Source organism: Chryseobacterium edaphi (assembly GCF_025628985.1).
Lineage (GTDB): Bacteria > Bacteroidota > Bacteroidia > Flavobacteriales > Weeksellaceae > Chryseobacterium > Chryseobacterium edaphi.
In genome coordinates this window covers 99,229-122,084 of the sequence record NZ_JAOTEM010000001.1, presented here as the reverse complement: position 1 = coordinate 122,084, position 22,856 = coordinate 99,229, and the positions used below count along the sequence as shown (strand labels likewise).

Here is a 22,856-nt window from a genome sequence, read left to right as displayed (position 1 = left end):
AGATTTTGATCCTATTTTAATTAAATTTAATTTAAACCTAAAAAATTTCTTACCACTTGACTGAATTCCACGGGATTATCTGCCTGAACCCAATGTGCAGCATTTTTTACCGTCACAATTTGAGCTTTTGGAAACTGCTGCTTGATCGCAAATGCATCTTGTGGTAAAATATAATTTGACTTTTCACCTGCAATAAATAATGTTTCACCTTCAAAAACTCCGAATTTGATCGCATTTGAAACAAACTGATTGTATTTTTCTGAAAGTGTTTTCAAATTGAATCTCCAGTTAAGTTTCTTTGCATCACCAATTTCTTCCCAATACAAATTTTTAGCTAAAAATTGAATAGTCGATTTTTCAGGAATGTATTGAGTGAGAATTGCTTCAACTTCATTTCTTGATTTTACGGTTTCAAAATCAACCGTTTCAAGAGCTTTAATAATTCCTTGATGATGTGGAGGATACGCTTTTGGACCGATATCAACCACAATTAATTTTTCAACTTTTTCAGGATAGCTCAATGCAAACTGCATCACGGCTTTTCCGCCTAAAGAATGTCCCAAAACATGAGCTTTTTCAATTCCGTAATGAGTCATATAATTGGCAATATCATTTGCCAAATCATCATGCGACATATTTTCAGAATGAAAACTTCTTCCATGATTTCTGAGATCAATTAAATGAACAGGCAAAAACTCGCCCAGTTCTTTCCCAAAACTTCCCCAATTATCGAGCATTCCAAACAAACCATGAAATACTAAAAGCGGTGTTGACGATAAATTTTCGCCAAATATTTTTGAATGCAGTATATTATTTTCCATTATTTTTTAATCTAAAAATGCCGAGAAAAAATCTCCAATAGCTCCGAAGATTTCTCCCAAATCTAACCAAGATGAATCTATATTAATATCCGAATCTGTAAATTCTAAAAAACTAAAATCAAAATTATTTCCAGAAATTCCTTCCAGCATGGTTTGTTTCATTTCTACATAATCACAAACTTCACCTTTACTATTATGATAAGCATCAAAATCTTCATGTGAAGAAAAAACTGACATACTCCAGCAAGAAAAATCTGTTCCAGAGCTGCCCCACGATGTTTTCTGATTGGCCTTTTTTACATCTTCCGGTTTATAGAAATCTTTTTTGCCGTAATCATTTACAAGAACAGTCCCAATATCTTTGATGTACTGTTTTTTATTTTCCGGTAAAGGTGTGCAAAAATCTTTCATCGAAAATTACCATTTTGCCAATCGCTTCAGATATGCCTGAACTGTGTTTTCCATCCCCATATACAACGATTCTGAAACTAAAGCATGACCGATGGAAACTTCTAAAAGATTTGGGATATTATCCGCAAAATATTTTAAATTGTCTAAACTCAAATCATGACCTGCATTAATTCCCAAACCAAATTCATTGGCAATAACGGCAGTGTCGTAATAAGGTTTTATCGCTTCTTCTTTATTTTTAAAATAATCTTTTGCGTAAGCTTCGGTATACAATTCAATTCTGTCGGCTCCTGTTTTAAAAGCATATTCTACCAATTCTGGAGTCGGGTCAAGAAAAACAGAAGTTCTGATTCCTGCATTTTTAAATTCAGCAATAATTTCAGTTAAAAAATCAAAATGCTTTTTCGTGTCCCAACCTGCATTTGAAGTAATTGCGTCATCTGCATCCGGAACCAAAGTTACCTGCTCAGGTTTTACCTCCAAAACCATATCGATAAAATCTCTGTGGGGATTTCCTTCAATATTAAATTCTGTCGTCACCAAAGGTTTCAGGTCATAAACATCTTTTCTTGTGATGTGCCTTTCATCAGGTCTCGGATGAATTGTAATTCCGTGTGCTCCGAATTCCTGAATTTTGACTGCAGCTTCTGTCACGCTCGGTGTTTCTCCGCCTCTTGCATTTCTTATGGTTGCAATTTTATTGATGTTTACGCTTAGTTTTGTCATTTCTATAGTTGTTAGATCGCAGATTTCAGATATCAGATTTAAAATGATTTAAACTAATACTTAATCTATAATCTTATTTATTTTTAATTTATTTCGGCAAACCGATTTGCATTATCTGAAGATCAAATTCTTTTGAAGCAACCAACAGGTGATCAAAAATATCTGCCTGAATCTGCTCAAATTTTTCCCATTTCGAATCGTTTGCAAAACAGTAGACTTCCATCGGCAGACCTTGAGTGGTAATTTCAAGCTGACGAACCATGATCGGACTTTCTTTAGCTATTTCAGGATCGTTCTCAAGATATTTCTGAGCGTAGTGTCTGAAAACTCCAATATTTGTCAACTGTCTCCCGTTGATGATTTTATCATTATGCTCAATTTTTTCTTTTTCTAAATTGATTTCTGATGTTTTTTCGTTCAGATACTGTTCAATCAGATTGATCTCTTTCAATTTCTCAATCTCTTCAACATTTAAAAATTTAAATGAATTAATATTAAAGAAAATTGATTTTTTGATTCTTCGGGTATTAGATTCAGACATTACCTGAAGATTTTTTATTTCAGTAGTCAATAAATCATAAGTTGGAATTGACGAAATCGTTTTATCAAAATTTGTAATTTTCGTTGTTAAAAGATTGATGTCAAGAATATTACCTTCAATATTGTATTTTGGAATTCCGATCCAATCACCAACCTTTAGACTTTTTGATGTCGCAACGTGAATACCTGTAATAAATCCTAAAATCGTATCTCGGAAAACCAAAACCAAAACTGCAGTAATTGCTCCCAAACTTCCGACAATCGTAGTTCCTTTAATCCCGAAAACCACACAGATACTGACAATCGAAAAGATGAAAATTCCAAGAATCTTAACCGTTTCAGAAATAGCATTGATTGCCATCACTTTATAATAATCCTGCTTAATAGTAAAGTAGTACCTAAAACCTGTCAAAGATCTGTACAACATACCCGCAAGAATCAAAACCAATCCCAGATTTACAGATCTGTGAATAAAAATGGTTGTCTTTTCTAAAGCGCCTACAAAGATTGATTCGTGTATTGATCCGATAATCGCTAAAGCCACAAAATGTGCAACGGAATTAGTAATTCGTGATTGATAGACCGATTTTACAACAGGGAATTTCTCTTCATTATGAAAGAAACGAAAGACATAATTGATAATGATTTTAAAAATTAAATCTAAAACCATGAAAATACCAAACAGCATAGCCATTTTTACAATAATATGAAAAATCCACTCAAATCCAGTCGGAGAAATCTTCGATATATAAATATAGAGCTGCTCGCTAAGTTCCTGCAAAAAACTTTTGGTATCTTTTATTTCGTCTTTCATTATAGCAAATTTAATAAAATTAGAATCAGCAAAACCTTTACCATAACAATTTTTCACAACAATTGTCTTTTAAAATTACAAATACAATAAATTTTTATCTGAAATATCGATAATTTAATGTTAAATTCATTAATTTAGTAGTCTAAACCAAAAAACTACTATTATGAGAAAATTCAACCTTCTTTTTATTTTCATTATTCTATTATCTCTCGGAGCATGTCGTTCCGAATCTGAAACTCCCGCAGAGCTAACTACAGAAACTGTACTGAAAACCGGAAAACTATCCGGAAAGGTAATGTCACAAAACGGAAGCAAACCAATTGGCGGAGCTTCGGTTTTTACATTTGATGACAAATACAAAATTTACCACACCTTGTCAGATTCTGACGGTAATTTCGTTTTAGAAGCTCCTGTTGGCGCAAAAACAGTCTACATCCAAACCGGAAATGGAAGTAATTTCCGAACAGAAATTTCGGCAACCATCAAGGATAACGAAACGGTAAATCTAACTACAAATCAGACAAAACTAAATCAGGTTGCGAAAATAGCGTATGTAAAGGGTTCGTATGATAAAATTGAAGATATCATTACAAACTTAGGATATACTGCAACAGAAATCACCAATGCTGATCTTGCAAACATCAATACCATTGCGCAATACGATATTATTTTCCTTAATTGTGGTTCTAGAAATTACGCAACCAACCAATCACTTTACCCTTTGATCGACACTAATTTAGCAATTTTCGTTGCTAATGGGGGAAGTATTTATGCTTCAGACTGGGATGTTTCATATCTTGTTGGCGGAACCGACAATACCAACAACTGTTCTCTTTCAGGGGGATTTGTTCCTGACTCAAAATTATGCTCGAAAAATATTGGCTCCACCGGCCTTCTAGCAGCAAGTGTAAATAACGCCGGTTTGACTGCTGCGCTTGGATTTAACACCTTAAATATTAATTATGATTTGGGAGCGTGGCAAAAAATCATCAATTATGATCCTGCCTATTGGGAAGTTTTAGTAAAAGATGCAACAACCAATGATGCATTGATGTTGAGAACAAACCAGTTTACAGCAACGGGAATCCCTACTACACCGATCGGAAATGCACCCAATACAACTTTTACAACCGTTTGTATTACACTTCCAGGGAATATTCAGATCACTCTTTCTGTTCCTACAGTTGCAGTTCCTTATTTGGTAGCGCTTGGAGCAACCGTTGGTCCGTGTTCAGGGGCATCAGGAAGTGGTTATATTTACTACACTACTTTTCATAATCATGCCACAGGAAACATCGGAAATGCTGGTGTAATTTTACAATATGTAATTCTGAATCTCTAAAAAATCGGCTTAAAAATTGATACTTATCAAAAGTGGCTTTTCGAAGTCACTTTTTTTTATTAAAAACTAAATTATGGATCACGCTTTAATCTCACTAATCAGTATTGTTTTACTTGTTTTAGGAGTACTCGGAACATTTCTTCCTGTTTTACCCGGATTGGTTTTAAGTCTTGGTGGACTTTTAATTTACAAATACGGAACAGATTCTGATATGCCGATGATTTACATTTGGGCATTTGTCTTTCTTACCTTGGCTTCGGTAGTTTTAAATTATGTAATTCCCGCAAAAACCAATAAAAAATATGGCGGAACAAATTGGGGTAGTATAGGATCAATCATCGGAACTTTCGTAGGAGTTTTTCTACCAATTCCTTTAGGATTTTTGGTAGGGATGTTTGCCGGAGTTTTTATCGGAGAACTTTTGCATGACAGCAAAGACATGAAAAAAGCATTGAGATCTACAAAAGGAGCTTTCATAGGATTTATTTACGGAACAGGTTTTAGTCTTGTTGTGGGTTTGGCAATGTTATTTGTTGTAGTTTTGGATATCACTAATGTAATTTAAAAATATGTTTTACAAAATTATAATATCCGGTTTTGCTTTATTGTTTCTAACGAACTGCAATGCGCAAAAAGAAACGAAAAATTCAGGTAAAGTGGCTACAAAAGATAAAATCAGCAAAAGCATAGAAGGAAAAATCATTTATTTCACAGAAGGAGAAAATAAATTCCTGCCAGAATATCAAATGAATGTCACTTTCAAAAATATTTCTGAAGACAGCCGTTGTCCGGAAGGCGTAACTTGTGTGTGGCAAGGTGCAGCCGTGGCGAATATTGAGTTTATGGGAACGACAACAAGACCAATGACGATTCCATTAGCAACAACAGAAAATGCAGGAAGAAATTATCACAAATCAACTTTTTTCAACGGATATACGATTTCTTTGGTTGAAGTAAATCCCGCTCCAAGTGCAGGAGAAGGAGCAAAATCTCTCGCCGGAAAATACAGAATAGGAATTGTGATTACAAAAGGTGGAGAAGATTCTACCACGAGATAGGCTTCTTTCCTTTTGAAACTAAATATTCATTAATTTTTGAGAAAGGTTTGCTTCCGAAAAACCCTTTATAAACAGAAAATGGTGACGGATGCGCCGATTTTAATATAAAATGCTTAGACGGATCAATGAGTTCGGCTTTTTTTTGTGCAAAAGCGCCCCATAAAACGAAAACCACATTTTCTTTTTTATCAGAAATTTCTTTAATAATATAATTGGTGAATGTTTCCCAGCCGAGATCTTTATGAGAATTTGGAGAATGTGCACGAACCGTTAAAGTTGCATTGAGCATCAAAACGCCCTGTTTCCCCCAATCGTCCAATTCTTTTGAAGTTCTTTCAATTCCCAAATCATCTTTTAGTTCAATAAAAATATTTTTAAGAGACGGCGGTGCAGTCACCTGTTCGGAAACTGAAAAACACAAACCGTTTGCCTGAAAATCATTATGATATGGATCTTGTCCTATAATCACAACTTCGATATCATCAAAAGGCGTAATTTCCAAAGCTCTGAAAATCTGTTTTTTTGGCGGAAAAACTTTTGTGGTCGCATATTCCTGTTTTACTTTTTCCCAAAGATTGGTAAAGTGAGGTGTGCTTTTTATTGGGGCTAAAATTTCGGTCCAGGTCATGTAATTTATTAATTTATGGGTTTCAATTCTAAATATTGATCTTTTCCAAATGTAATATAAAATAATGCCAAGAAAGGGTTTCTGCCGTTTAGATTGTATCTTAAAATTTCATCTTCCTTAATATTTAGATTAATCAAATTTGAATTACACCAATCAATTTTTGCTTTCAAAGCATGATTTCCCGCAGCAATTTCAAATTCCTTCGCTTCTCCATCTCTTATTTCTCCTATTTTTTCATTATCAAGATAGATTTCTATTGAACGTAAACTATTTGAAAATTCTGATGAACGGTTAATAATTATTTTTGCCATACTCTTGGTGCAATTTTAAAATTTTTATTAGGATTTTTTCTCGATAAGATTGAAATACTTAACCTTATTTCTTCAAACTAAAAACCAAATTATCCGGAAAACCATCATCAGTTCTTCCCTCTTCCAAAACAAAATCATGTTTCACAAGAAGTCCTTTCGAGTTTTCATTAAATTTATTGGTCATTGCTACAATCTCCTGCAAATTTAATTCATTAAAACCAAAATTTAAAACTGCAGATAAAACTTCAGACATGATTCCTTTTCTGTGATGATCGGGTAATAATTCGTAACCTACTTCCGCTTCGGTTCTGTCTTCTGAAAAGTTCCAAAGACAGATAGTTCCGATAAGATTTTGTTGATTTTTGTAAGTAATTCCCCAATAAAGAGATTCATTATTCTGAATTCTTTTTTTTATCGTTAAAATAAAATCCAGCGCATCGTAATTTGTTTTTGGCGGAATTCTTTTTACAAATTGATTGACTATTTCATTGCTTCGAATCTTTAAAATATCCTCGACATGGCTTTCGTCAATTTCCTTTAAAATCAAACGATCTGTTTCTATTCTCATATTTCAAATGTACTAAAAACTAAACCTAGAGAGAGAAGTTTTTTAATTACCACGAAGTTTGTCATCCCGTAGGGATCTCAACTCGAATCTTACCAATCTATTTTCTAATGCTAAGCTTAGATCCCTACGGGATGACAAAGCGTATGGTGAAAATTTGACTTATAAAACTGTATGCATTAAATTTTTGAATTTTTTTTGGTTAAATACTGTGTAAAGAAACTCATTTTCAAACACCACAACATCACATTCACATTTTCTCACTAAATTTGCAATGTGTATATAAATAAAGAAGATTTAAACGAATTAGAGTTTCCGCAATTGCTCGCGGAAATTGCTCCTTTTGCATATTCTCCGAAAACGCGAGAAAAAATCCTTGAGCTTCGTCCGATGAAGATTGATGAGGCTGAGCTTTCGCTGAAAAAAACTTCAGAATATCTGTCGAGTTTTGAAAGTTCAAATGCGATTCCGTTTGACGAATATGAAGATATTGAGAGCGAACTGAAACTGATGCTGATCGAGAATTACCGTCTTGAAAACGTCGCTTTCATCAAAATAAAAACGCTTACCGAACAAATAGGAAAACTTCAGAAGTTTTTCCCGACAATGCCCGATACTTTTCCAAATCTGATGCAGGATGCTTCTGCTTTGGAATATAAAAAAGAGATTATTGATAAAGTGGATAAGGTCTTTAACCGTTTTGGAGAAGTAAAAAGTGAAGCTTCCCCAATTCTGAAAACCTTGAGAGCTGAAATTCAGGTGTCGAAAAAAGCTATTCAGGAAAATTTCAACAGAGTTTTATTCAATTACAGTCAGAGTGATTTTCTGGATGACATTCGTGAAAGTATTATAGAAGACCAAAGAGTTTTAGCGGTAAAATCTGCGTATAAAAAAAGAGTTCCGGGAAGAGTTTTAGGACTTTCAAAAACGGGTTCGATTACTTTTATTCAGCCGGACAGCGTTGTGAAGCATTACTTCAAACTTCGTGATGATCAGGAAGAAGAAAAGAAAGAAATCGATAAAATTCTGAGACAGCTTACTGCAGAACTGGCGGTTTTTCAACCACAACTTTGGAGATATCAGATCTATATTTTTGATTTAGATTTAACGAGAGCTAAAGCAAAATTCGGTGAATTAGTCAACGGTATTTTACCTAAAATCAACCGTCACAAAACTCTAAAGCTGAGAGAAGCATTTCATCCGTTACTTTGGCTGAGAAATAAAGCAGAAAATAAAACCATTTTCCCACAAACATTAAGTTTAACCGAGCATAATAGAATCATATGTATTTCCGGACCAAATGCAGGTGGAAAATCGATTACTTTAAAAACAGTCGGATTGCTTCAACTGATGATTCAGAGCGGAATTTTGGTTCCTGCGCATCCAAAATCTGAAATGTTTTTCTTTGATAAAATCATGACCGATATTGGTGATAATCAATCAATTGAAAACCATCTTTCGACCTATTCGTCAAGATTAAAGAAAATGGGTGGAATAATTCGTGAATCTAATCCCGATACGCTTTTATTGATTGACGAGTTTGGAACGGGTTCTGACCCGGAATTGGGAGGAGCTTTAGCCGAAAGTTTCCTTGAATTTTTCTATGATAAAAAGAGTTTTGCGATCATTACAACGCATTACACCAACATCAAACTGGTTGTAGAACAGCTTCCAAATGCCATCAATGCCGCAATGCTCTTTGATGAAGAAACTCTTGAACCGATGTACAAACTGGAGGTCGGACAAGCCGGAAGTTCGTTCACTTTTGAAGTTGCCGAAAAGAATAAAATTCCGAGATTTATCATTCATTCTGCAAAGAAAAAAGTGGAACATGATATCGTCAATTTAGATAAAACGATCGTTAAGCTTCAGCAGGAAAAGTACGAAGTTGAAAAACTGAAAACCGATCTTGCCGAAAGAAAAGGTTCTGTAGAAGACAAACGAGACAACCTTCAGAAGTTGAATGAGCAACTCCAACAAAAGTTGTTCAATTTTCAGAAATTGTATGAAGATGAGCATCGTAAACTTCAGTTCGGGACAAAAATTGAAGGTTTTATCGACAGCTATGTAAAAGGAAAATCCCGAAAAGATGTTGTGAAAGATTTTGTAAAGATTCTAGAGCAGGAAAAATTCAGGAAAATAGGAGCTGATAAAGATGAGACAAAACGTATGCAAATCGTTAAAAGAAAAATCACTCAACAACTTAAAAAAGAAGATGTTATTGAAAAAATAAGCGAAACCAACGAAAAAATAGAGGAAAAACGCAAAACTGATCGCGCTGTCTGGATGAAAGTGGGACAACGTGTAAGAATTACAGGAAGTACAAGTGTTGGGACAATTGAAACGATTTCTAAAAACAAAGTAACTGTCAATTATGGAAGTTTCAAAACCGTGATCAGCTCTGATGAATTGGAAAGAATTTAAAATTTATTTATGATTGTCAGAACTCATATTACATTCAAGGATTTTTTACATTTCAATGTTAAAAATTCATTTTCCCGAAGTATTATTTTTTCAATAATTCTATTATTATTTTTAGGCCTGAATTTTTATAATGCTGAAAACGATACACAGGAAATATTCAAATCTGCTGCAATCTGGTTTGCTGCCTTAGTTGTTTTCATTTTCGTTCGCACTTATTTCCGGTTAAAAAATGCATTTTACTCAAATAAGAAAATTCAGGAAGAGATCATTTATACTTTTACAGATGAAAAAGTTCAGACGAAAGGAGAAACTTTCGAAGGAGATTTTACTTGGAATACTGTTTTTAAAGTAAGAGAATTAAAAGATTGGTTTCTGATCTATCAAAGTGCAAAAACCATGAATATGATCCAAAAATCAAAAATGGGAAAAGATCAAATTTCAGTACTCAGAAAAATCATTACTGAGAATGGAGTCAAGGCAAAACTCAGAAAAGATTAATCAAAAAAAGAGAGTGTTTTTTATACACTCTCTTTTTTGTTTTATTTTTTTATAAATTTCAATCGACCCGTTTTTTACTTTGTCATTGATCTGAATAAAATAAACACCTTTTAAAAACTGATGAACATCTACTTGATAATCTTTAGTTTTGCCTAAACTAACTTTTTGTCCGGTTATATAGTAAATTTCAAAGTCTGTTTCTGTGGAAATTCCTGCAATATTTAAAATATCTGAAACAGGATTTGGGAAGATGCTGATTTCTTTGGTTTTTTCTGTTTCATTAGTAGAAAGATTAGCAGTTGGCAATATATAAACTCCGTAATCTTCAACTTCTCCATAGCCAAAATTTCCGCATCCGTTGGAAACAAAAGTATTTGAAAAGATAACCCTCATTGTTACTGCACAATTGATGACACCTCCTACAGCTGCTGCAGTTGGAACAGTAAAAGAACTAGTGATTGTATTGTTTGTATTGGATGTAGCACTTACAGTCAATTCAGAATTTTCAAAAATTCCGTTTGCATTGTAATCTATCCATACATTAACATAAGCAGCTGAAGGATTCACAGAACCACTTTTTGTCATAGAAAATAAATTCCCTGTAGATCCATAAACCAAATTTACTTTTCTCGTGGGGTCAGGACGATAATCTGTATAATTAGAATTTACGGAATTACTTATCATCGGAGAAAAACCAAATACTGGCAATGGTGTAACTGTTACATTTGAAATATGCATTAAACCCGAATCTGTAGACGCAGATGTACAATTGTCAACCGACAATGTCGTAAAGACTATAATAACAGAAACATCAGAAGGATTGCTCACATCTTTTACTCTTACATCATATTTTGTACAAGATTGCAAAGAATTTATGGTGAGTATCGGTACATTGGTTTGGGCAGAAGTCCATGCAGCTCCTACTCCAGAAAGCCTGTATTCAAATAAGTAATTTGAACTTGGTATAGAACTGCAAGTTACTGTAGCTGAAGTTGCTGTAATATTGGAAACTAAAACATTTGTAGGAACAGTAAAGGCTGCTTCACTAAAATTCTTATCAAAATTTTTACTTTGGTAAAATGAAATTCCCGATAAAACAAGTAATAAAAAAAGTAGTTTTTTTGTCATATTTTCTGATTTTGAGTTATTTGTCTAAAATTAGTATTAAATTGTTAAATATTAAGTCAAACATATAAAAAATAATCCAACATAAGTGATAAATAATACTCTTACTTTTGAAAAATGCTGACCGATCTTAAAATTTTATGGATCTTTTACAGAAAACTGCTGATTCCGGCGGTTTTATTTTCTGTATTACTCGCCTTTCAATTAGGATTCAGTTTTGAAAGTTTCGGACTATGTTTTGTTTTGCTTTTACCTTTGATGCATTATTTTATTTACGAATTGAGATTTAAAAATGAATATTTCTTCTACGCCAATTTTGGGTTTTCCAGAGTATTTCTGTGGATTTTCACATTTGCTTTTGGTTTAATTATAAAAATCATAACCCATATTTTATGAGTACGCTTCACATTGACAGCATCACAAAATCGTTTGGTGAAAAGAAAGTTTTGCAGGATATTTATTTAAGTTGCGAAACCGGTAAAATTGCTGGAATTCTTGGCAGAAACGGCTCGGGAAAATCAACGCTTTTTCAGATTATTTTCGGCACTCTAAAAGGAGAAACTCAATATGTGAAATTTAATGAAATCATTTTAAAGCATCAATTCGATCGCAAAAACAAGATTTCTTATTTACCGCAATCTTCTTTTTTAGCAAAAAATATTAAAATAAAAAAATTGATCGCATTATTTTGTAATGATGAAAACTCTGCAAAAATTATAAATTCAGAATTATTAAAACCTTTCATCGATGAAATTCCCCGTAATCTTTCCGGTGGAGAACTTAGAATTTTGGAAGTTTTATTAATTATTTATTCAAATGCAGAATTTATTTTACTGGATGAGCCTTTTTACAGTCTTTCTCCAAAAACTGTAGCTGAAATAAAGAAGAGCATCAGAGAAGAGTCAAAAAATAAAGGTTTCCTCATTTCAGATCATCAATATCAAGATGTTTTGGATATTTCAGACAATATTTATCTACTTACTGATACTTATTTAAAACCACTAAAAGATTTAACAGAATTGCAAAGGTTTAATTATCTTCCGAAAAATATTTAATTTATATCTTTGAGGTATAAATATTCTTTCCAAATGACTTTCATCAACAAAGCGATTTATTTATCGATATTCAGTATTTTCTCTTTCTCGCTGCTTTTTGCACAGAATAAAGTGCCTTTCGGTGTTGTAAAAGCAACAGAAGGTTACGCAATGGTGCGTGTTCACAAAGAAGATTACCGAAAAATCGTAGACAAAATCCGAATGAAAAGAGGTGATGTTTTTGTTTATGTAAAACCCGCTCCCGGAGAAACCGACTGGATCTGGATCAAGTATCCAGAAAAGGATGAAGTAGAAAAGCCATTTGTAAGATATGACAGTCTGATGAAAGAAGGTATGGTGAATAAAGACCGTATTGCTTTTATTGACCAACTTCCGCAATACACTCCAACAAAGTCAAAAAACGGAAAATCAATCATTTTCACAGACAATAACAATCCTAAAATCCCGACGGCGCAGAGAAGTAAAGTCGTGATTGATATTTATCCGTCAAACGCCGGATTCCGTAAGCAGGTAAAAGATGCTGATGGAAATATTACAGCCATCGATAAAGTAAAACCGTGGGGAATTGATAAAGAATTACCTGTAGGAATGACCGAAATCAAATCGATCAGGGTACAGCAACCCGGAAGAGGTTCTGTTTTTGTGAGAGAAGCTATTAAAAATATGTTTCAGCCTACAATGGATTTTGAAAATATGGGAGTCACTTCTATTGATGACGATCATATTTTCCTATACATGATCAATGGTTCCGGATCAAACAGATACATTACTCTTTGGACAATCAAGGAAGGGAAAGTAATCAGCCAGATTATTTTCAAAAATCCTGAATAATTCATCTAATTATCATTATTTTTGCAATCGGAAAGTTAGTATATAACTTTTCTGAAATTGGTTTTGCTTAACCGCAAATGAAAAGGGGAATCGTGTGAAAATCACGAGCTGTCGCGCAACTGTAAAGTAACCGAAATCTTTATTAAAAACCACTGTGCAAAATGCATGGAAAGGAAATAAGGATGTTACAAGTCAGGAGACCTGCCATTTTTCTTTAGACAAAAACTTTCGCGATCTGAAGTTTGTTGATCTTATGGTTTTCAGGAATTTTCGTGTTCCTGATATTTCTGTTTGTTTCAATATATTTCATTTCGTTTTAATTTAATAATGAAATATGACTACTGAAGAGAGAATTGAAGCCTCCGAAACCCGAATTTTTAAAGCGGTTTTTCCCAACACAACCAATCATTACGACACTCTTTTCGGCGGAACGGCAATGCAGTTGATGGATGAAGTTGCATTTATTACTGCAACCCGTTTTGCAAGAAAACGCGTGGTAACCGTAAGCAGCGACAAAATCGATTTTAAAAAACCTATTCCTGCAGGAACGATTGTTGAATTAATCGGAAGAGTTTCTCACGTTGGAAAAACGAGTATGAAAGTGAATGTAGAAATCTATACCGAACAAATGTATTCTTACGAAAGAGAAAAAGCTATTGTCGGTGATTTTACTTTTGTAGCGATTGATGAGTTTAAGAAACCAATTCAAATACTATAATTTCAGAGAGGTTTCGGCGGGCTTTGCCCGCCGAAACCCATTTTTTTTATATCTGTAATTAGACCTCATCGTCTACAATCTCAAGCCGAATATCGATAGGAATCGTCGTTATAATTAAAATATCATGTTCTTCATCACGCACTTCAACCTCTGCATCGGAAAAACTTCCGTCAGGATTTTTTTTCAAAACCTTTAGATCTTTTGCGCTCAAAAACTTTTTGGGTATTGAAAGTGTGTAGTTGTTTTCACTTTGATGATAGTGTAGCTCTTCTCTGCTGTAATCTTTTATCTGCATAATATTTTTTTTTAAGCTATATAACAATCTGTACACCAAAGTTTTTTAAGATTAATTTAAACTTATCTCAGAACCTTCTCCGTTTCAAGATTTTTAATCATCAAAAACTGAAAAGCCTCTCCCATTTCGTCTGAAGCTCTGCTTATAGCATTTTCTAGCATACTTCTTACCTGCTTTTCGGTTACAGCAGCTTCTGTCCAGCTTTTTCCTGACGTATGAGAATTGAGAATGAAAGGCATTATTCTGTCGATGGCGCAGGCGAAAATCGCATCGGGAGTCTGCTCTTCTTCAAATTCCAGCCAGAGATTAAAGAATTCTGAACGGATTGGTTCGTCTAAAATACCGAAAATATTCTGAGCAGATAATTTTTCTCTTTCAAATTTCCCAACCATTGCTGCTTCGTCAAAAATAAAAGTATCACCCGCTTCAATTTCTACTAAATCGTGTATTGACAGCATTCTGATCACTCTCAACAAGTCAATATCTGCACGGTTTTTCGCGTAGGGAAAGAGAATTTGAGCCAAGATGATAATCTGCCACGAATGTTCGGCGGTATTTTCTCTTCTTGAATCGTCGGCGTTGTAATTTCTTCTTTGTACGTTTTTGAGTGCGTCGACTGCGACAATAAAATCAATTTCCTTTTGTATTTTCATCATTATTTTCTTTGTAATAAACTTCTCTTGGATATGTTGTAGTTTTTGTGAACCATTTGTAATCTATAAATTCGGTTTTTTTAGTGATTACTGTTTTAGGATCTCGCGTGTCTTCTTCAAATTCATATACTTTGAGAGGATCTCTTCCCTGAATCACTTCATATTCTTTTGTAATATGAATACAGCAACCTGATTTCGAATGAATAACCAATCTTTTCCTTCCCGCATCTGCTGTAAACATTCCTGAATTGTCTTTGACTAAGTCTGTCAATCCTTCGCTGAGCAAAAACTGTTTCTGAATAGAATCGTAAATAAAAATATCATATAAAGACTTATCAGCGTTTCTCGAAGATCCGTTAATCAATGCGAGATCTTCATGGCCGTCAAAATTAAAATCGTCAAAAATTAATGGAATCTGAGCATCTTCAAAGTTAATCTTTTTCGAATTTACTGAGTCTGTTTCAAAACTGAATGTAAAGTTTTCTGATGTGAGAGTCGGTAATTTTTCCAAAGTATTTTTATTGATAAAATTAATTGAAGTCTTTCCAAAGCATTCCTTTTCATTGCATGTTGCTATATCAATACTTACACGATAGTTTTTGGAAATCTCATCCATTTCAAAATGAGTTTGAGCTAGACATAAAGTTCCCAAAAGGATAAACAGAAGTTGAAATTTAAGTTTCATCGGGATTAGTTTTTAAAGAAGATTATTTAACATAATTATAATCGGCAAAACAAAATGTCAAAGATGTTAAAACAAAGTGTCCAAAAATTTCTTTCTCATTACATTAGATTTCAACTTAAAAAGCACTCAATTTGAGTGCTTTTTTTTATCTTTAAATGACATTTAAACAGTATTTAAAATGAAAGTAAGAGCCACAATAGTAGAAGAAGTAAAACCTGCTGATAAATCTGTAATCGTCGAATTTCATGGAGATAAAGAAAGGCAACATTTTGAGCTGCACTGTAACTTTAGTCCGTTTTATCAGGAATTGAAATTGTTGGATTCTTGGATTTTTACTTTCAAACTTAAAAGTGAAATTTTCACTGATTCAAAAACTGGTAAAAAATCCTACTTTACACATTTAATTTGTAAGCGTGTGGATGATAAATTAGGTTTTGGTGAAATTCCTGACAAATACAAATAATTACTGAAACCCGTAAACTACCAACTCTCTAGTATATGTTGCAACATCAAGATGATTCAATGTCTTTTCTTGCATCTTCAACAAGATAAGATTAATTATCTCTTGCTTTTTAGTTTCTTCGGATGTATTACTGTGCAATTTGTCAAAGATTGGTGCAATTTCAGTCATTAATCGTTCTGTTTCTTGCGTGTTATTTTCTTCCATTGCAGAAACATAATTCATTAAGTAATCTGTTAGATATTTAATATTCATTTTCCACTCCGTCTTGTTAGCTATTTTTTCCGCTTTATCATTCAAAGTTCTGAACCATGATTCTTTTGTCACATTCTTTCCTTTGATTTGAAAATTAACTACGTTCTTTTTCATATAATTATATTAGAATATCTCTAATATAATATTTTTTTTGCGAAAATGCAATCTTTTATATTAAAGTTCTACTATTGACTTCAAACCATGATTTTCATCTAATTTATTTTTAATTCTATATCTTTACTTGATAATAATTTTATAATATGTATATCTATTTGATTGGTGTCTTTATGTCAAAAAAACAAGTTGATTCTTTTCTTGAAAAAAGAGTAAAAAGTTTGAATGAATGGCTCAATATTCAAGATCAAAACTTAGATGAAAAAGAACAGCAGGAAATTGACAAACTATATGAGAAAATAAAATCTTCTAAAAATAATAAGTGGAAGAAAATTTATTTGTCCGTAGTTATTGACAACATTGCTACTCGTTACTCACAAGTTGATGTTTGGTGATTATTGAAAAATCATTGCTCTATAACCGTCTATTTGAATATCAGCAGCATCTTGGTTCTGATGTATATCATCTCCACAATTATACTGAGCTGCTAAATTATCATTCCCATCACTAAGCAGAGAAACGTGATAATTATTTCTTTTGTTAACCCCCGTAATCGTAGTCATTTTAGCGTTATTTAAAGTCACCCAATTAGCGTAAGCTTGTGGTTTACCTGCATCCAAATAAGCTTTTTTCGCCGGATTCATACAGCTAATCCAAATCTCTGCATCAGGTCGTATATCTGATCTGATTTGATTTATGTAATTTTGATAGTTTGTTAAGACTGTATTAATGTTTTGCTCTACATCATTCAATCCGATTTGAACTAAAACGACATCAAAGAAATTTTTGTTAGATAAAGCATTCCAAGCTGCCAGCTGTTGATTAATTGTGTGACCAGGCACTGCTATATTTTGCGCTGAAAACCCCTGACTAATTTCATTTTGTGTAAATAATTGAGATGCTATTGTTTGACTTCTACAAGCGTATGCTGCAATTGTTGAATCACCTGAAATCAAAAACTTTTTTTTAATATTATGATTTTCAATTCCGTCAATCGTCATATTTAAAATCATAATTATAGGTTTAATAATTTGACATACTCGGTAGTTGCAGTGCCTCCCACGGGATTAGACAATTTCAGCCAAAGTTCTCCAGATATTGCATTTGGGTAGTTGTACAAATCGGTGAAATTTGTCCCATCCGTCGATTTTAATAACTTGACTTGTGTCCCAGTTCTACTTAATCTATATTTCAATATTCCTGAAGGACTTCCTTGTTGACTTTGTGATCCATTGCGATAATTAACATAATTATCACCTAAGCTATTTCCTACTATAACATGACAATTCCACACTAAAGGATTGCCGTATGATCTTAAAGTGGAAACATCGTCTAAACCAAACATCATACTTCCTATAACATTACCGCCAAACTCAAAGTAACCATCACCAGTTAATGTTTGATCTGATACTCCAACCTCATTTTGATTGGTTATACGATGCACTCCATCTGATAATGTCGTAAATGATCCATCATGTACTGAAAACGTCAAACTAGTAGGTACTGCTTGAGCAAGAGTTGTGGCACTTACTATATTACTAAAAACAGACACATTGCCTGCTGCGTCTTTAGATTTAACTTTAAAAGAATAATTTGTATTTAAAGCTAATCCTGTTACTTTATAATTATTCAAATTAGTTGAAACTAAAAAAACGTTGTCTTTATAAATGTCAAATCCAACAACTCCAACATTGTCAGTAGCTCCGGTCATAATTAAATTGACTGAATTATGTGTGATATTTTCTGTCGTTAATGTTGCTGGGCTTGGATTTTGAGAATCAGGAATTGCTACGGTTGTTTCAATTAAATTTTTATTAATTGAAAACATTAATTCAGTACCTATCAATATATAACCTATTAATGTTTTTTGATTTGCTAATAGATTAATGTCCAACAATGTACTCTCAACAGTTAGGGTTTTATTTCCGGTTGAATCTTGCTTGACAATTAAATACCCCTGTTTCTTGGTCTTATCAATATTTAAACTTCTATTAGCATTTAAGTTTAAAAAATTATTTCCAGACCACAAATTATTAAATTCTGTAAATTCTGAATTATTACTATTATTTGTAGCACTTATTTCAACAGAAATAATTTCCCACCCTCCAGAAGATAAAAATCCAACATTCCATTTATTAACTTCAGTTGTTCCAAAAGCATAATCTCCTATTTCAGCTAAGATATATCCACCAATTTGTGTAGGTACTGGGTCAGATATTTTTAAAGGTTTTTCATGTAGACCTGAACCGAAAAGCATTTGTAATCTTTGCAACTTTACATCGGTTTCTGTTTTACTATAAGATGTTGTTAATCCCATTTTATTAATCTGTTTTTAAATGTGTGTATTGAACCTCAACCACATTAGCAATTGGAGGTAATAATGTATATTTTCTGACGGATAAGATTCTAATCCTTGTAGGACTTATGATTTCATATTCGTTAGTATTCAGTTTTAAACCACCATCATAAACGCCCAAAATTTGAATTGCAGAAAAGTTTAAAACAACAATATCTGTCATTAAACTTTCAAACTGATCAGAGAATAATGAGACATTTGATTCTATATTTTTTGTGCTATTTTCAATTAAAATAGATTCATCATCACTTGTAAGAGTAACATCAAAATTAAGATTAGCAATCTTTTCTTCAATCTGATCTTTGTTATAAACATCTTGAGATTCACCGTTATCGACTAAAGCTACATTATCAGGAATGCTGCCAACCCCTAACGCTGTTTTCCAAAGTTGAATATTATCATAATTTAAATTTGATGCATCAAGCTTTGCAAGTACTGAATTATGAGCGTTTGCATCTGTACTGTGATTAGAACCGAGTTTATTATTTAAAGCAGATTCTAAACCTGTAATTTTATTTATTGTGATACTTTCTTCACGATGAATAAAAGATGAAAAAGTCTGCTGAAATTGCTCCTGTGTCGGAATATCTCCAGTTTCAAACCAAGAGTATATTTGTTGTATTGTTGCCATTATTGGAAATTTGGTTCAATGAAATTTGCTATCCTTGAAGGTTGAATATTGTTGTGAGGTTGATTGTTTCCAAAATTTAATCTCAATGTTTTATGTTGAAATTGTCCATTATTACTACCTAATATATAGGCTGCAAAACCTGACTGAACAGTTATAAAACCATTACCACTACCATTGTAACCATTTCCTGTTATAGTTAAAAAATCGCCGTTAATATTAGGTAACTCCTCTTTAGTCAAAGTGTGAGTTTTCGATCCTACATTAGCACCCAAAGTTGAAAACATTGGATCATTTGGATCAAGACCCACAATCGTTTTTCCTGCATAATCAGTTGCCTCTTTCCATCCAATAGGTATTTCGTTCACAGGACGACCAAACGCCCAAATTACACCTCCGTTGATAATTGGTGCTGTTTTCAGTTCCACGATATCAAGTCTGCTTTTTACAAGATCAAGTTCAGATTTATCAGCTTTTAAAGCTAAATCCTCCTTAATTTTTTTGAGTGTATCAATTTTTACAAATTCTGACCAATTATAAACAGTTGATGCATTACCGAATTTGACAGTTCTCTTTTCAATTAGAACTTTTGCCTGCTGATTTTTAAATGTCTTCAAAATGTCTTCCTGATGAATAAATACATTTTGATTAACAGTACCACCCTCAAAAAACAATACGTCGCCATTAATCACAACAATGCCGGGATTAACTAAAGTACCGTTGATCTCACAACCTGAAAGGATCGTAAAGTTTCCGGCAACACTTCCGATCACGTTGAAGATAGCGTACGCTTCCTGAATCTGATCCATCAGATCAGCAGTCAACGGCACGCCGTCCGTTTGCATAAATTTAAAATTCAGTCTCATATTAATTCGATTCTGTAGTTTTTTGATTGCAGCATATAATATTCAATTTCTGCACGTAGTTGTAATTCGTTAATTCCTGTGTTGGGTATCTTAACTATGAAATCATAATCACTATTTAATTCGGCTTCAGTGTAAAGATAGATTGGTAAATTGTCTACATAAAGCCATTGCGTTTTTGTTTTCCATTGGTCGTCCTCTGCTTCTGTGTACAAGTAAACACCATCAAACAAAACCGCTTTTATTATCTCAATTCGCCTTTCTAACGGATCAAAATAATCATTCAGCCTTTTTTGCATTGAAAACTTTTGACAGGTTGTATTGATCCGGATTAAGTTTTGCTTTCGAGATCGCAAAAAATCAATATAAAGAGATTCTAGAGGAACAATGAGAACCGAAATACAGGCAATCCAGAATGAAGTTCTTAAAAAAGTTTCACGCCATTCGATAGCCAATTTTTTAAAATTAATATTGTAAACTTTTTCCATTATGCCACATATTGAAGTCCTGTGAAATCTTCTATTTTAAATCTTCCGGATGCAGGTAAAACCGACATGTTAACAGGCTGATAAAAGCCATAACCATTTTGCGCCGGGTCAATCCATTTTGATTGAATTTGCAGGGTTTGTAAGTCTTCCACACCGTCAACGGCTAATATTGCAGTTTCTAATCTTTGTACGCTTAACTCGCCGTTGAATGGAAGATTTTTTAAAAATGTTTCAATAGCTTCCTGCACCGGATATTTTGCCGTTATTATATTCATTCCATCGGCTTGCAAAACCATTGGATCATATTTAATTTTAAACGCAAACTTTAAAATATCCGGCAGATAATTGATGATTGTTACATGATCTCCGGCAGGCGATATTTCTTCAATATATTTTGCAACGGCTGCCATAACTTGAGCCGGGAAAATATCATCAAGAATTGCGGGTGCGATCTTCATCACAATTTTTGCCCGACCGCCATCAATAACACGGTTACATGCAGCATATTTAATTATTTTTGAATTTTCGATTTCTTCGTCTGTGGCAATTACATCAATGCCATTATCTTCATAAGTGGGCTTAAATTGATCACTTTCGTTGATCAAATCAAAACCGTATTGAAATCTTAAAGCTTCTGATCTGTATCTTCGAAGATTGAAAACTTTTTGATTAGCAATCAAATCCCTTATTTCCTGCAAATGTAAATTTGCAGCTTGCATGAAATTAAAAAAAACGTAGGCAATGACTTTAAATAAACCTAACCAAATAGATGTTTTCGACGTACTATCTAAACCATTTAATTCAGCTTTTTTTTCTTTTTCAGCTTGTAATTCTGCCAATATTTCTTCAAACGTTTTATCCATTTTTAATCTGCTTTAAAAGTGCTGCCTATTTTCATTTTTCCAATACCGCCACGTTCAGGAAGTAATTCTAAATTTGTTAATGAAGTTGCAGGTTCAATTTTGTTTTTTTTATACTTGCTATACACATCCATATTTGTATCTAAAATCGGAATTGCTAAAGATTGTCCGGTCGTTAAAGTTTCTGTGACAGGAAGCCCATTAGCTACAGCAATAGCAAAAGCATTATAAACACTTCCTGTGTGCTGAATTGCTATATCCAATAATGACTGATTAGGAAGGACTGTTATCGTCATTAGTTATATTTTTAACTGATTTAACAGCTGTTTTTATTTTTATAAAAATCAATTTGACCTTACTTTCAATACTAAATCCGGCTTTTGGTAGATTTTCAAAAAAAATAGAATAAAATTCAATAGCACATGCTACAGCAATAGCAAACAATGTCAATGTAATTTGATGCTCTGAATAACTTTCGACTTTAAATGTTTTGATTTTGAAGGTCGTTTCAATCCAATAGGCACACATTATCAAAAGAAAATACGTTACACTTTTTACAACCGATTCTCTTATTCTTAAACTCGAAAAACCGTACTTCCAAAAATTACTTTCAATCTTTGAATCTTTCCATAAATTCCAAGAAGCAAGAACTCCGGTCAAAAAATCGAATGCCATCAAGCCAAATAATAGAAACATTCCCCATTGGCAATCTGACAGCGTGAGCATTCCAATCGCCGGAACAGCTACAGCAGGTTTTTTAATTGCAGTTAACAAGCTAAAAGCATGTTTTTTATATAATAATAGTTCTCTCATTTTATCAGTATTGAGCATCAATATTTATTTCAAAATTCTCCTTAATTTCTATTTTGTTTACCGTCATTCCATCGGCGTAAAATTGCTGTCTGATTTCTCGTGCAAAATCGTTTTGTTTCGAAGTTTCCAAAAATCTTCGGGAGCCTACTCCGACCAACGGATCGGCTTTAAATTGTCCTTTGTCGGCATACAATAACATCTTTTGATGCTGATATGTGCTTTCACCAATTGTAAAATCGCCATTACTTAAAACGGGATTAAAATTTTCATCTAAGAGAATATCGTAAGGCATTTATTCTATATTTCCTGTTCCTGTTCCGGTTTGGGCTGCTGCCGTTCCGGTGGTTGCAACGGTAACTTTTACCATTCCTGTTTTTACAAAATCATAAATTGCATTCGTCAGCTTTTCGGCAATTCTCTCACGGGATTGTTCCGGGCTTTCATTTGCTTGAGCTTCAATCTCAAATATTTGTAAAATTGTTTGTTTTAAAATCGGTTTTCCTGCTGCTAAACTCATTT

33 protein-coding genes and 1 riboswitch are annotated in these 22,856 nt (G+C 33.3%); of the genes, 11 read left to right on the top strand and 22 right to left on the bottom strand.

Annotated elements, in window-relative coordinates:
- Positions 1–26 precede the first annotated feature (26 nt).
- From NZ698_RS00705 to NZ698_RS00690, 4 genes are all read right to left on the bottom strand, one after another.
- The gene (locus tag NZ698_RS00705; protein WP_263000879.1) at positions 27–821 is read right to left on the bottom strand and encodes an alpha/beta fold hydrolase; all 795 of its coding nucleotides are present in this window, start codon (positions 819–821) and stop codon (positions 27–29) included.
- Positions 822–827: 6 nt separating this feature from the next.
- Entirely contained in the window at positions 828–1,232 is a 405-nt protein-coding gene (locus NZ698_RS00700; protein ID WP_263000877.1) for a DUF6559 family protein, read from the bottom strand.
- 6 nt (positions 1,233–1,238) lie between these two features.
- On the bottom strand, positions 1,239–1,958 hold the full coding sequence (locus NZ698_RS00695; protein ID WP_263000875.1) for a pyridoxine 5'-phosphate synthase: 720 nt from the start codon (positions 1,956–1,958) through the stop codon (positions 1,239–1,241).
- A gap of 88 nt (positions 1,959–2,046) precedes the next feature.
- On the bottom strand, positions 2,047–3,312 hold the full coding sequence (locus NZ698_RS00690; protein WP_263000873.1) for a mechanosensitive ion channel family protein: 1,266 nt from the start codon (positions 3,310–3,312) through the stop codon (positions 2,047–2,049).
- Positions 3,313–3,475: 163 nt separating this feature from the next.
- Here NZ698_RS00690 and NZ698_RS00685 point away from each other — a divergent pair, with 163 nt between their 5' ends.
- The 3 genes from NZ698_RS00685 to NZ698_RS00675 all read left to right on the top strand — a co-directional run bounded on the left by NZ698_RS00685 (position 3,476) and on the right by NZ698_RS00675 (position 5,712).
- Positions 3,476–4,654: a carboxypeptidase-like regulatory domain-containing protein gene (locus tag NZ698_RS00685; protein WP_263000871.1), complete on the top strand. Its 1,179-nt coding sequence runs from the start codon at positions 3,476–3,478 to the stop codon at positions 4,652–4,654.
- 73 nt (positions 4,655–4,727) lie between these two features.
- Positions 4,728–5,219 (top strand): DUF456 domain-containing protein, encoded by a 492-nt coding sequence (locus NZ698_RS00680; protein ID WP_263000869.1) that lies wholly within the window; start codon positions 4,728–4,730, stop codon positions 5,217–5,219.
- A gap of 4 nt (positions 5,220–5,223) precedes the next feature.
- Entirely contained in the window at positions 5,224–5,712 is a 489-nt protein-coding gene (locus tag NZ698_RS00675; RefSeq protein WP_263000867.1) for a hypothetical protein, read from the top strand.
- On the opposite strand, the gene NZ698_RS00670 is transcribed toward NZ698_RS00675, so the two are convergent.
- The 3 genes from NZ698_RS00670 to NZ698_RS00660 form a co-directional block, all read right to left on the bottom strand.
- Positions 5,699–6,340 (bottom strand): uracil-DNA glycosylase, encoded by a 642-nt coding sequence (locus NZ698_RS00670; RefSeq protein WP_263000865.1) that lies wholly within the window; start codon positions 6,338–6,340, stop codon positions 5,699–5,701. The two genes, NZ698_RS00675 and NZ698_RS00670, sit on opposite strands and share 14 nt — an antisense overlap.
- 8 nt (positions 6,341–6,348) lie before the next feature.
- Positions 6,349–6,651, bottom strand: coding sequence for a YusG family protein (locus tag NZ698_RS00665; RefSeq protein ID WP_263000863.1), 303 nt, complete (start codon positions 6,649–6,651; stop codon positions 6,349–6,351).
- Between the two features lie 64 nt (positions 6,652–6,715).
- Complete coding sequence (locus tag NZ698_RS00660) at positions 6,716–7,219, bottom strand: GNAT family N-acetyltransferase (protein WP_263000861.1); 504 nt, start codon at positions 7,217–7,219, stop codon at positions 6,716–6,718.
- 273 nt (positions 7,220–7,492) lie between these two features.
- Between NZ698_RS00660 and NZ698_RS00655 the strand changes: the two genes are divergently transcribed.
- A complete protein-coding gene (locus tag NZ698_RS00655; protein ID WP_263000859.1) occupies positions 7,493–9,640 on the top strand; it encodes an endonuclease MutS2 in 2,148 nt (715 codons plus the stop codon).
- 9 nt (positions 9,641–9,649) lie between these two features.
- Positions 9,650–10,138, top strand: a complete 489-nt coding sequence (locus NZ698_RS00650; RefSeq protein WP_263000857.1) for a YcxB family protein — start codon at positions 9,650–9,652, stop codon at positions 10,136–10,138.
- On the opposite strand, the gene NZ698_RS00645 is transcribed toward NZ698_RS00650, so the two are convergent.
- Positions 10,139–11,266 carry a GEVED domain-containing protein gene (locus tag NZ698_RS00645; protein ID WP_263000855.1) on the bottom strand — a complete coding sequence of 376 codons (1,128 nt, stop codon included), beginning with the start codon at positions 11,264–11,266 and terminating at the stop codon, positions 10,139–10,141. It abuts the gene before it with no gap.
- Positions 11,267–11,380: 114 nt separating this feature from the next.
- Here NZ698_RS00645 and NZ698_RS00640 point away from each other — a divergent pair, with 114 nt between their 5' ends.
- The 4 genes from NZ698_RS00640 to NZ698_RS00625 all read left to right on the top strand — a co-directional run bounded on the left by NZ698_RS00640 (position 11,381) and on the right by NZ698_RS00625 (position 13,867).
- Positions 11,381–11,659 carry a hypothetical protein gene (locus NZ698_RS00640; RefSeq protein ID WP_263000853.1) on the top strand — a complete coding sequence of 93 codons (279 nt, stop codon included), beginning with the start codon at positions 11,381–11,383 and terminating at the stop codon, positions 11,657–11,659.
- Positions 11,656–12,318, top strand: a complete 663-nt coding sequence (locus NZ698_RS00635) for an ATP-binding cassette domain-containing protein (RefSeq protein WP_263000851.1) — start codon at positions 11,656–11,658, stop codon at positions 12,316–12,318. Before NZ698_RS00640 ends, NZ698_RS00635 begins: the two co-directional genes overlap by 4 nt.
- Before the next feature lie 33 nt (positions 12,319–12,351).
- Complete coding sequence (locus tag NZ698_RS00630; protein ID WP_263000850.1) at positions 12,352–13,149, top strand: hypothetical protein; 798 nt, start codon at positions 12,352–12,354, stop codon at positions 13,147–13,149.
- 41 nt (positions 13,150–13,190) lie between these two features.
- A riboswitch (cobalamin riboswitch) is annotated at positions 13,191–13,372 on the top strand.
- A 111-nt stretch (positions 13,373–13,483) separates the two neighbouring features.
- Positions 13,484–13,867, top strand: a complete 384-nt coding sequence (locus tag NZ698_RS00625; RefSeq protein ID WP_263000848.1) for an acyl-CoA thioesterase — start codon at positions 13,484–13,486, stop codon at positions 13,865–13,867.
- A gap of 58 nt (positions 13,868–13,925) precedes the next feature.
- Here NZ698_RS00625 and NZ698_RS00620 read toward each other — a convergent pair whose 3' ends face one another.
- From NZ698_RS00620 to NZ698_RS00610, 3 genes are all read right to left on the bottom strand, one after another.
- Positions 13,926–14,162 carry a hypothetical protein gene (locus NZ698_RS00620; RefSeq protein WP_263000847.1) on the bottom strand — a complete coding sequence of 79 codons (237 nt, stop codon included), beginning with the start codon at positions 14,160–14,162 and terminating at the stop codon, positions 13,926–13,928.
- A 62-nt stretch (positions 14,163–14,224) separates the two neighbouring features.
- On the bottom strand, positions 14,225–14,815 hold the full coding sequence (locus NZ698_RS00615) for an HD domain-containing protein (RefSeq protein ID WP_263002581.1): 591 nt from the start codon (positions 14,813–14,815) through the stop codon (positions 14,225–14,227).
- On the bottom strand, positions 14,793–15,500 hold the full coding sequence (locus NZ698_RS00610; protein ID WP_263000845.1) for an XAC2610-related protein: 708 nt from the start codon (positions 15,498–15,500) through the stop codon (positions 14,793–14,795). The genes NZ698_RS00615 and NZ698_RS00610 overlap by 23 nt, the downstream gene beginning before the upstream one ends.
- Positions 15,501–15,678: 178 nt before the next feature.
- On the opposite strand from NZ698_RS00610, the gene NZ698_RS00605 reads away from it, so the two are divergent.
- On the top strand, positions 15,679–15,963 hold the full coding sequence (locus NZ698_RS00605) for a hypothetical protein (protein WP_263000843.1): 285 nt from the start codon (positions 15,679–15,681) through the stop codon (positions 15,961–15,963).
- Here NZ698_RS00605 and NZ698_RS00600 read toward each other — a convergent pair whose 3' ends face one another.
- Positions 15,964–16,329 (bottom strand): hypothetical protein, encoded by a 366-nt coding sequence (locus NZ698_RS00600; RefSeq protein WP_263000841.1) that lies wholly within the window; start codon positions 16,327–16,329, stop codon positions 15,964–15,966.
- Positions 16,330–16,502: 173 nt separating this feature from the next.
- Here NZ698_RS00600 and NZ698_RS00595 point away from each other — a divergent pair, with 173 nt between their 5' ends.
- Positions 16,503–16,724: a hypothetical protein gene (locus NZ698_RS00595; RefSeq protein ID WP_263000839.1), complete on the top strand. Its 222-nt coding sequence runs from the start codon at positions 16,503–16,505 to the stop codon at positions 16,722–16,724.
- Here NZ698_RS00595 and NZ698_RS00590 read toward each other — a convergent pair whose 3' ends face one another.
- Genes NZ698_RS00590 through NZ698_RS00545 form a run of 10 tightly spaced genes read right to left on the bottom strand, consistent with a single transcriptional unit; the run spans position 16,725 to position 22,854 of the window.
- The gene (locus NZ698_RS00590; protein ID WP_263000837.1) at positions 16,725–17,342 is read right to left on the bottom strand and encodes an SGNH/GDSL hydrolase family protein; all 618 of its coding nucleotides are present in this window, start codon (positions 17,340–17,342) and stop codon (positions 16,725–16,727) included.
- A gap of 2 nt (positions 17,343–17,344) precedes the next feature.
- Positions 17,345–18,646: a fibronectin type III domain-containing protein gene (locus tag NZ698_RS00585; RefSeq protein WP_263000835.1), complete on the bottom strand. Its 1,302-nt coding sequence runs from the start codon at positions 18,644–18,646 to the stop codon at positions 17,345–17,347.
- A 4-nt stretch (positions 18,647–18,650) separates the two neighbouring features.
- Positions 18,651–19,316, bottom strand: a complete 666-nt coding sequence (locus NZ698_RS00580; protein WP_263000833.1) for a hypothetical protein — start codon at positions 19,314–19,316, stop codon at positions 18,651–18,653.
- Positions 19,316–20,158: a phage baseplate protein gene (locus NZ698_RS00575; RefSeq protein WP_263000831.1), complete on the bottom strand. Its 843-nt coding sequence runs from the start codon at positions 20,156–20,158 to the stop codon at positions 19,316–19,318. Before NZ698_RS00575 ends, NZ698_RS00580 begins: the two co-directional genes overlap by 1 nt.
- A gap of 17 nt (positions 20,159–20,175) precedes the next feature.
- Positions 20,176–20,664 (bottom strand): hypothetical protein, encoded by a 489-nt coding sequence (locus tag NZ698_RS00570; RefSeq protein WP_263000829.1) that lies wholly within the window; start codon positions 20,662–20,664, stop codon positions 20,176–20,178.
- Positions 20,664–21,527: a baseplate J/gp47 family protein gene (locus NZ698_RS00565; protein ID WP_263000828.1), complete on the bottom strand. Its 864-nt coding sequence runs from the start codon at positions 21,525–21,527 to the stop codon at positions 20,664–20,666. Before NZ698_RS00565 ends, NZ698_RS00570 begins: the two co-directional genes overlap by 1 nt.
- 2 nt (positions 21,528–21,529) lie before the next feature.
- The gene (locus tag NZ698_RS00560; protein ID WP_263000826.1) at positions 21,530–21,820 is read right to left on the bottom strand and encodes a hypothetical protein; all 291 of its coding nucleotides are present in this window, start codon (positions 21,818–21,820) and stop codon (positions 21,530–21,532) included.
- Positions 21,798–22,337: a phage holin family protein gene (locus tag NZ698_RS00555; protein ID WP_263000825.1), complete on the bottom strand. Its 540-nt coding sequence runs from the start codon at positions 22,335–22,337 to the stop codon at positions 21,798–21,800. The genes NZ698_RS00560 and NZ698_RS00555 overlap by 23 nt, the downstream gene beginning before the upstream one ends.
- A 4-nt stretch (positions 22,338–22,341) precedes the next feature.
- Complete coding sequence (locus NZ698_RS00550; protein ID WP_263000823.1) at positions 22,342–22,629, bottom strand: hypothetical protein; 288 nt, start codon at positions 22,627–22,629, stop codon at positions 22,342–22,344.
- Complete coding sequence (locus NZ698_RS00545) at positions 22,630–22,854, bottom strand: hypothetical protein (RefSeq protein WP_263000821.1); 225 nt, start codon at positions 22,852–22,854, stop codon at positions 22,630–22,632.
- Positions 22,855–22,856: the final 2 nt, after the last annotated feature.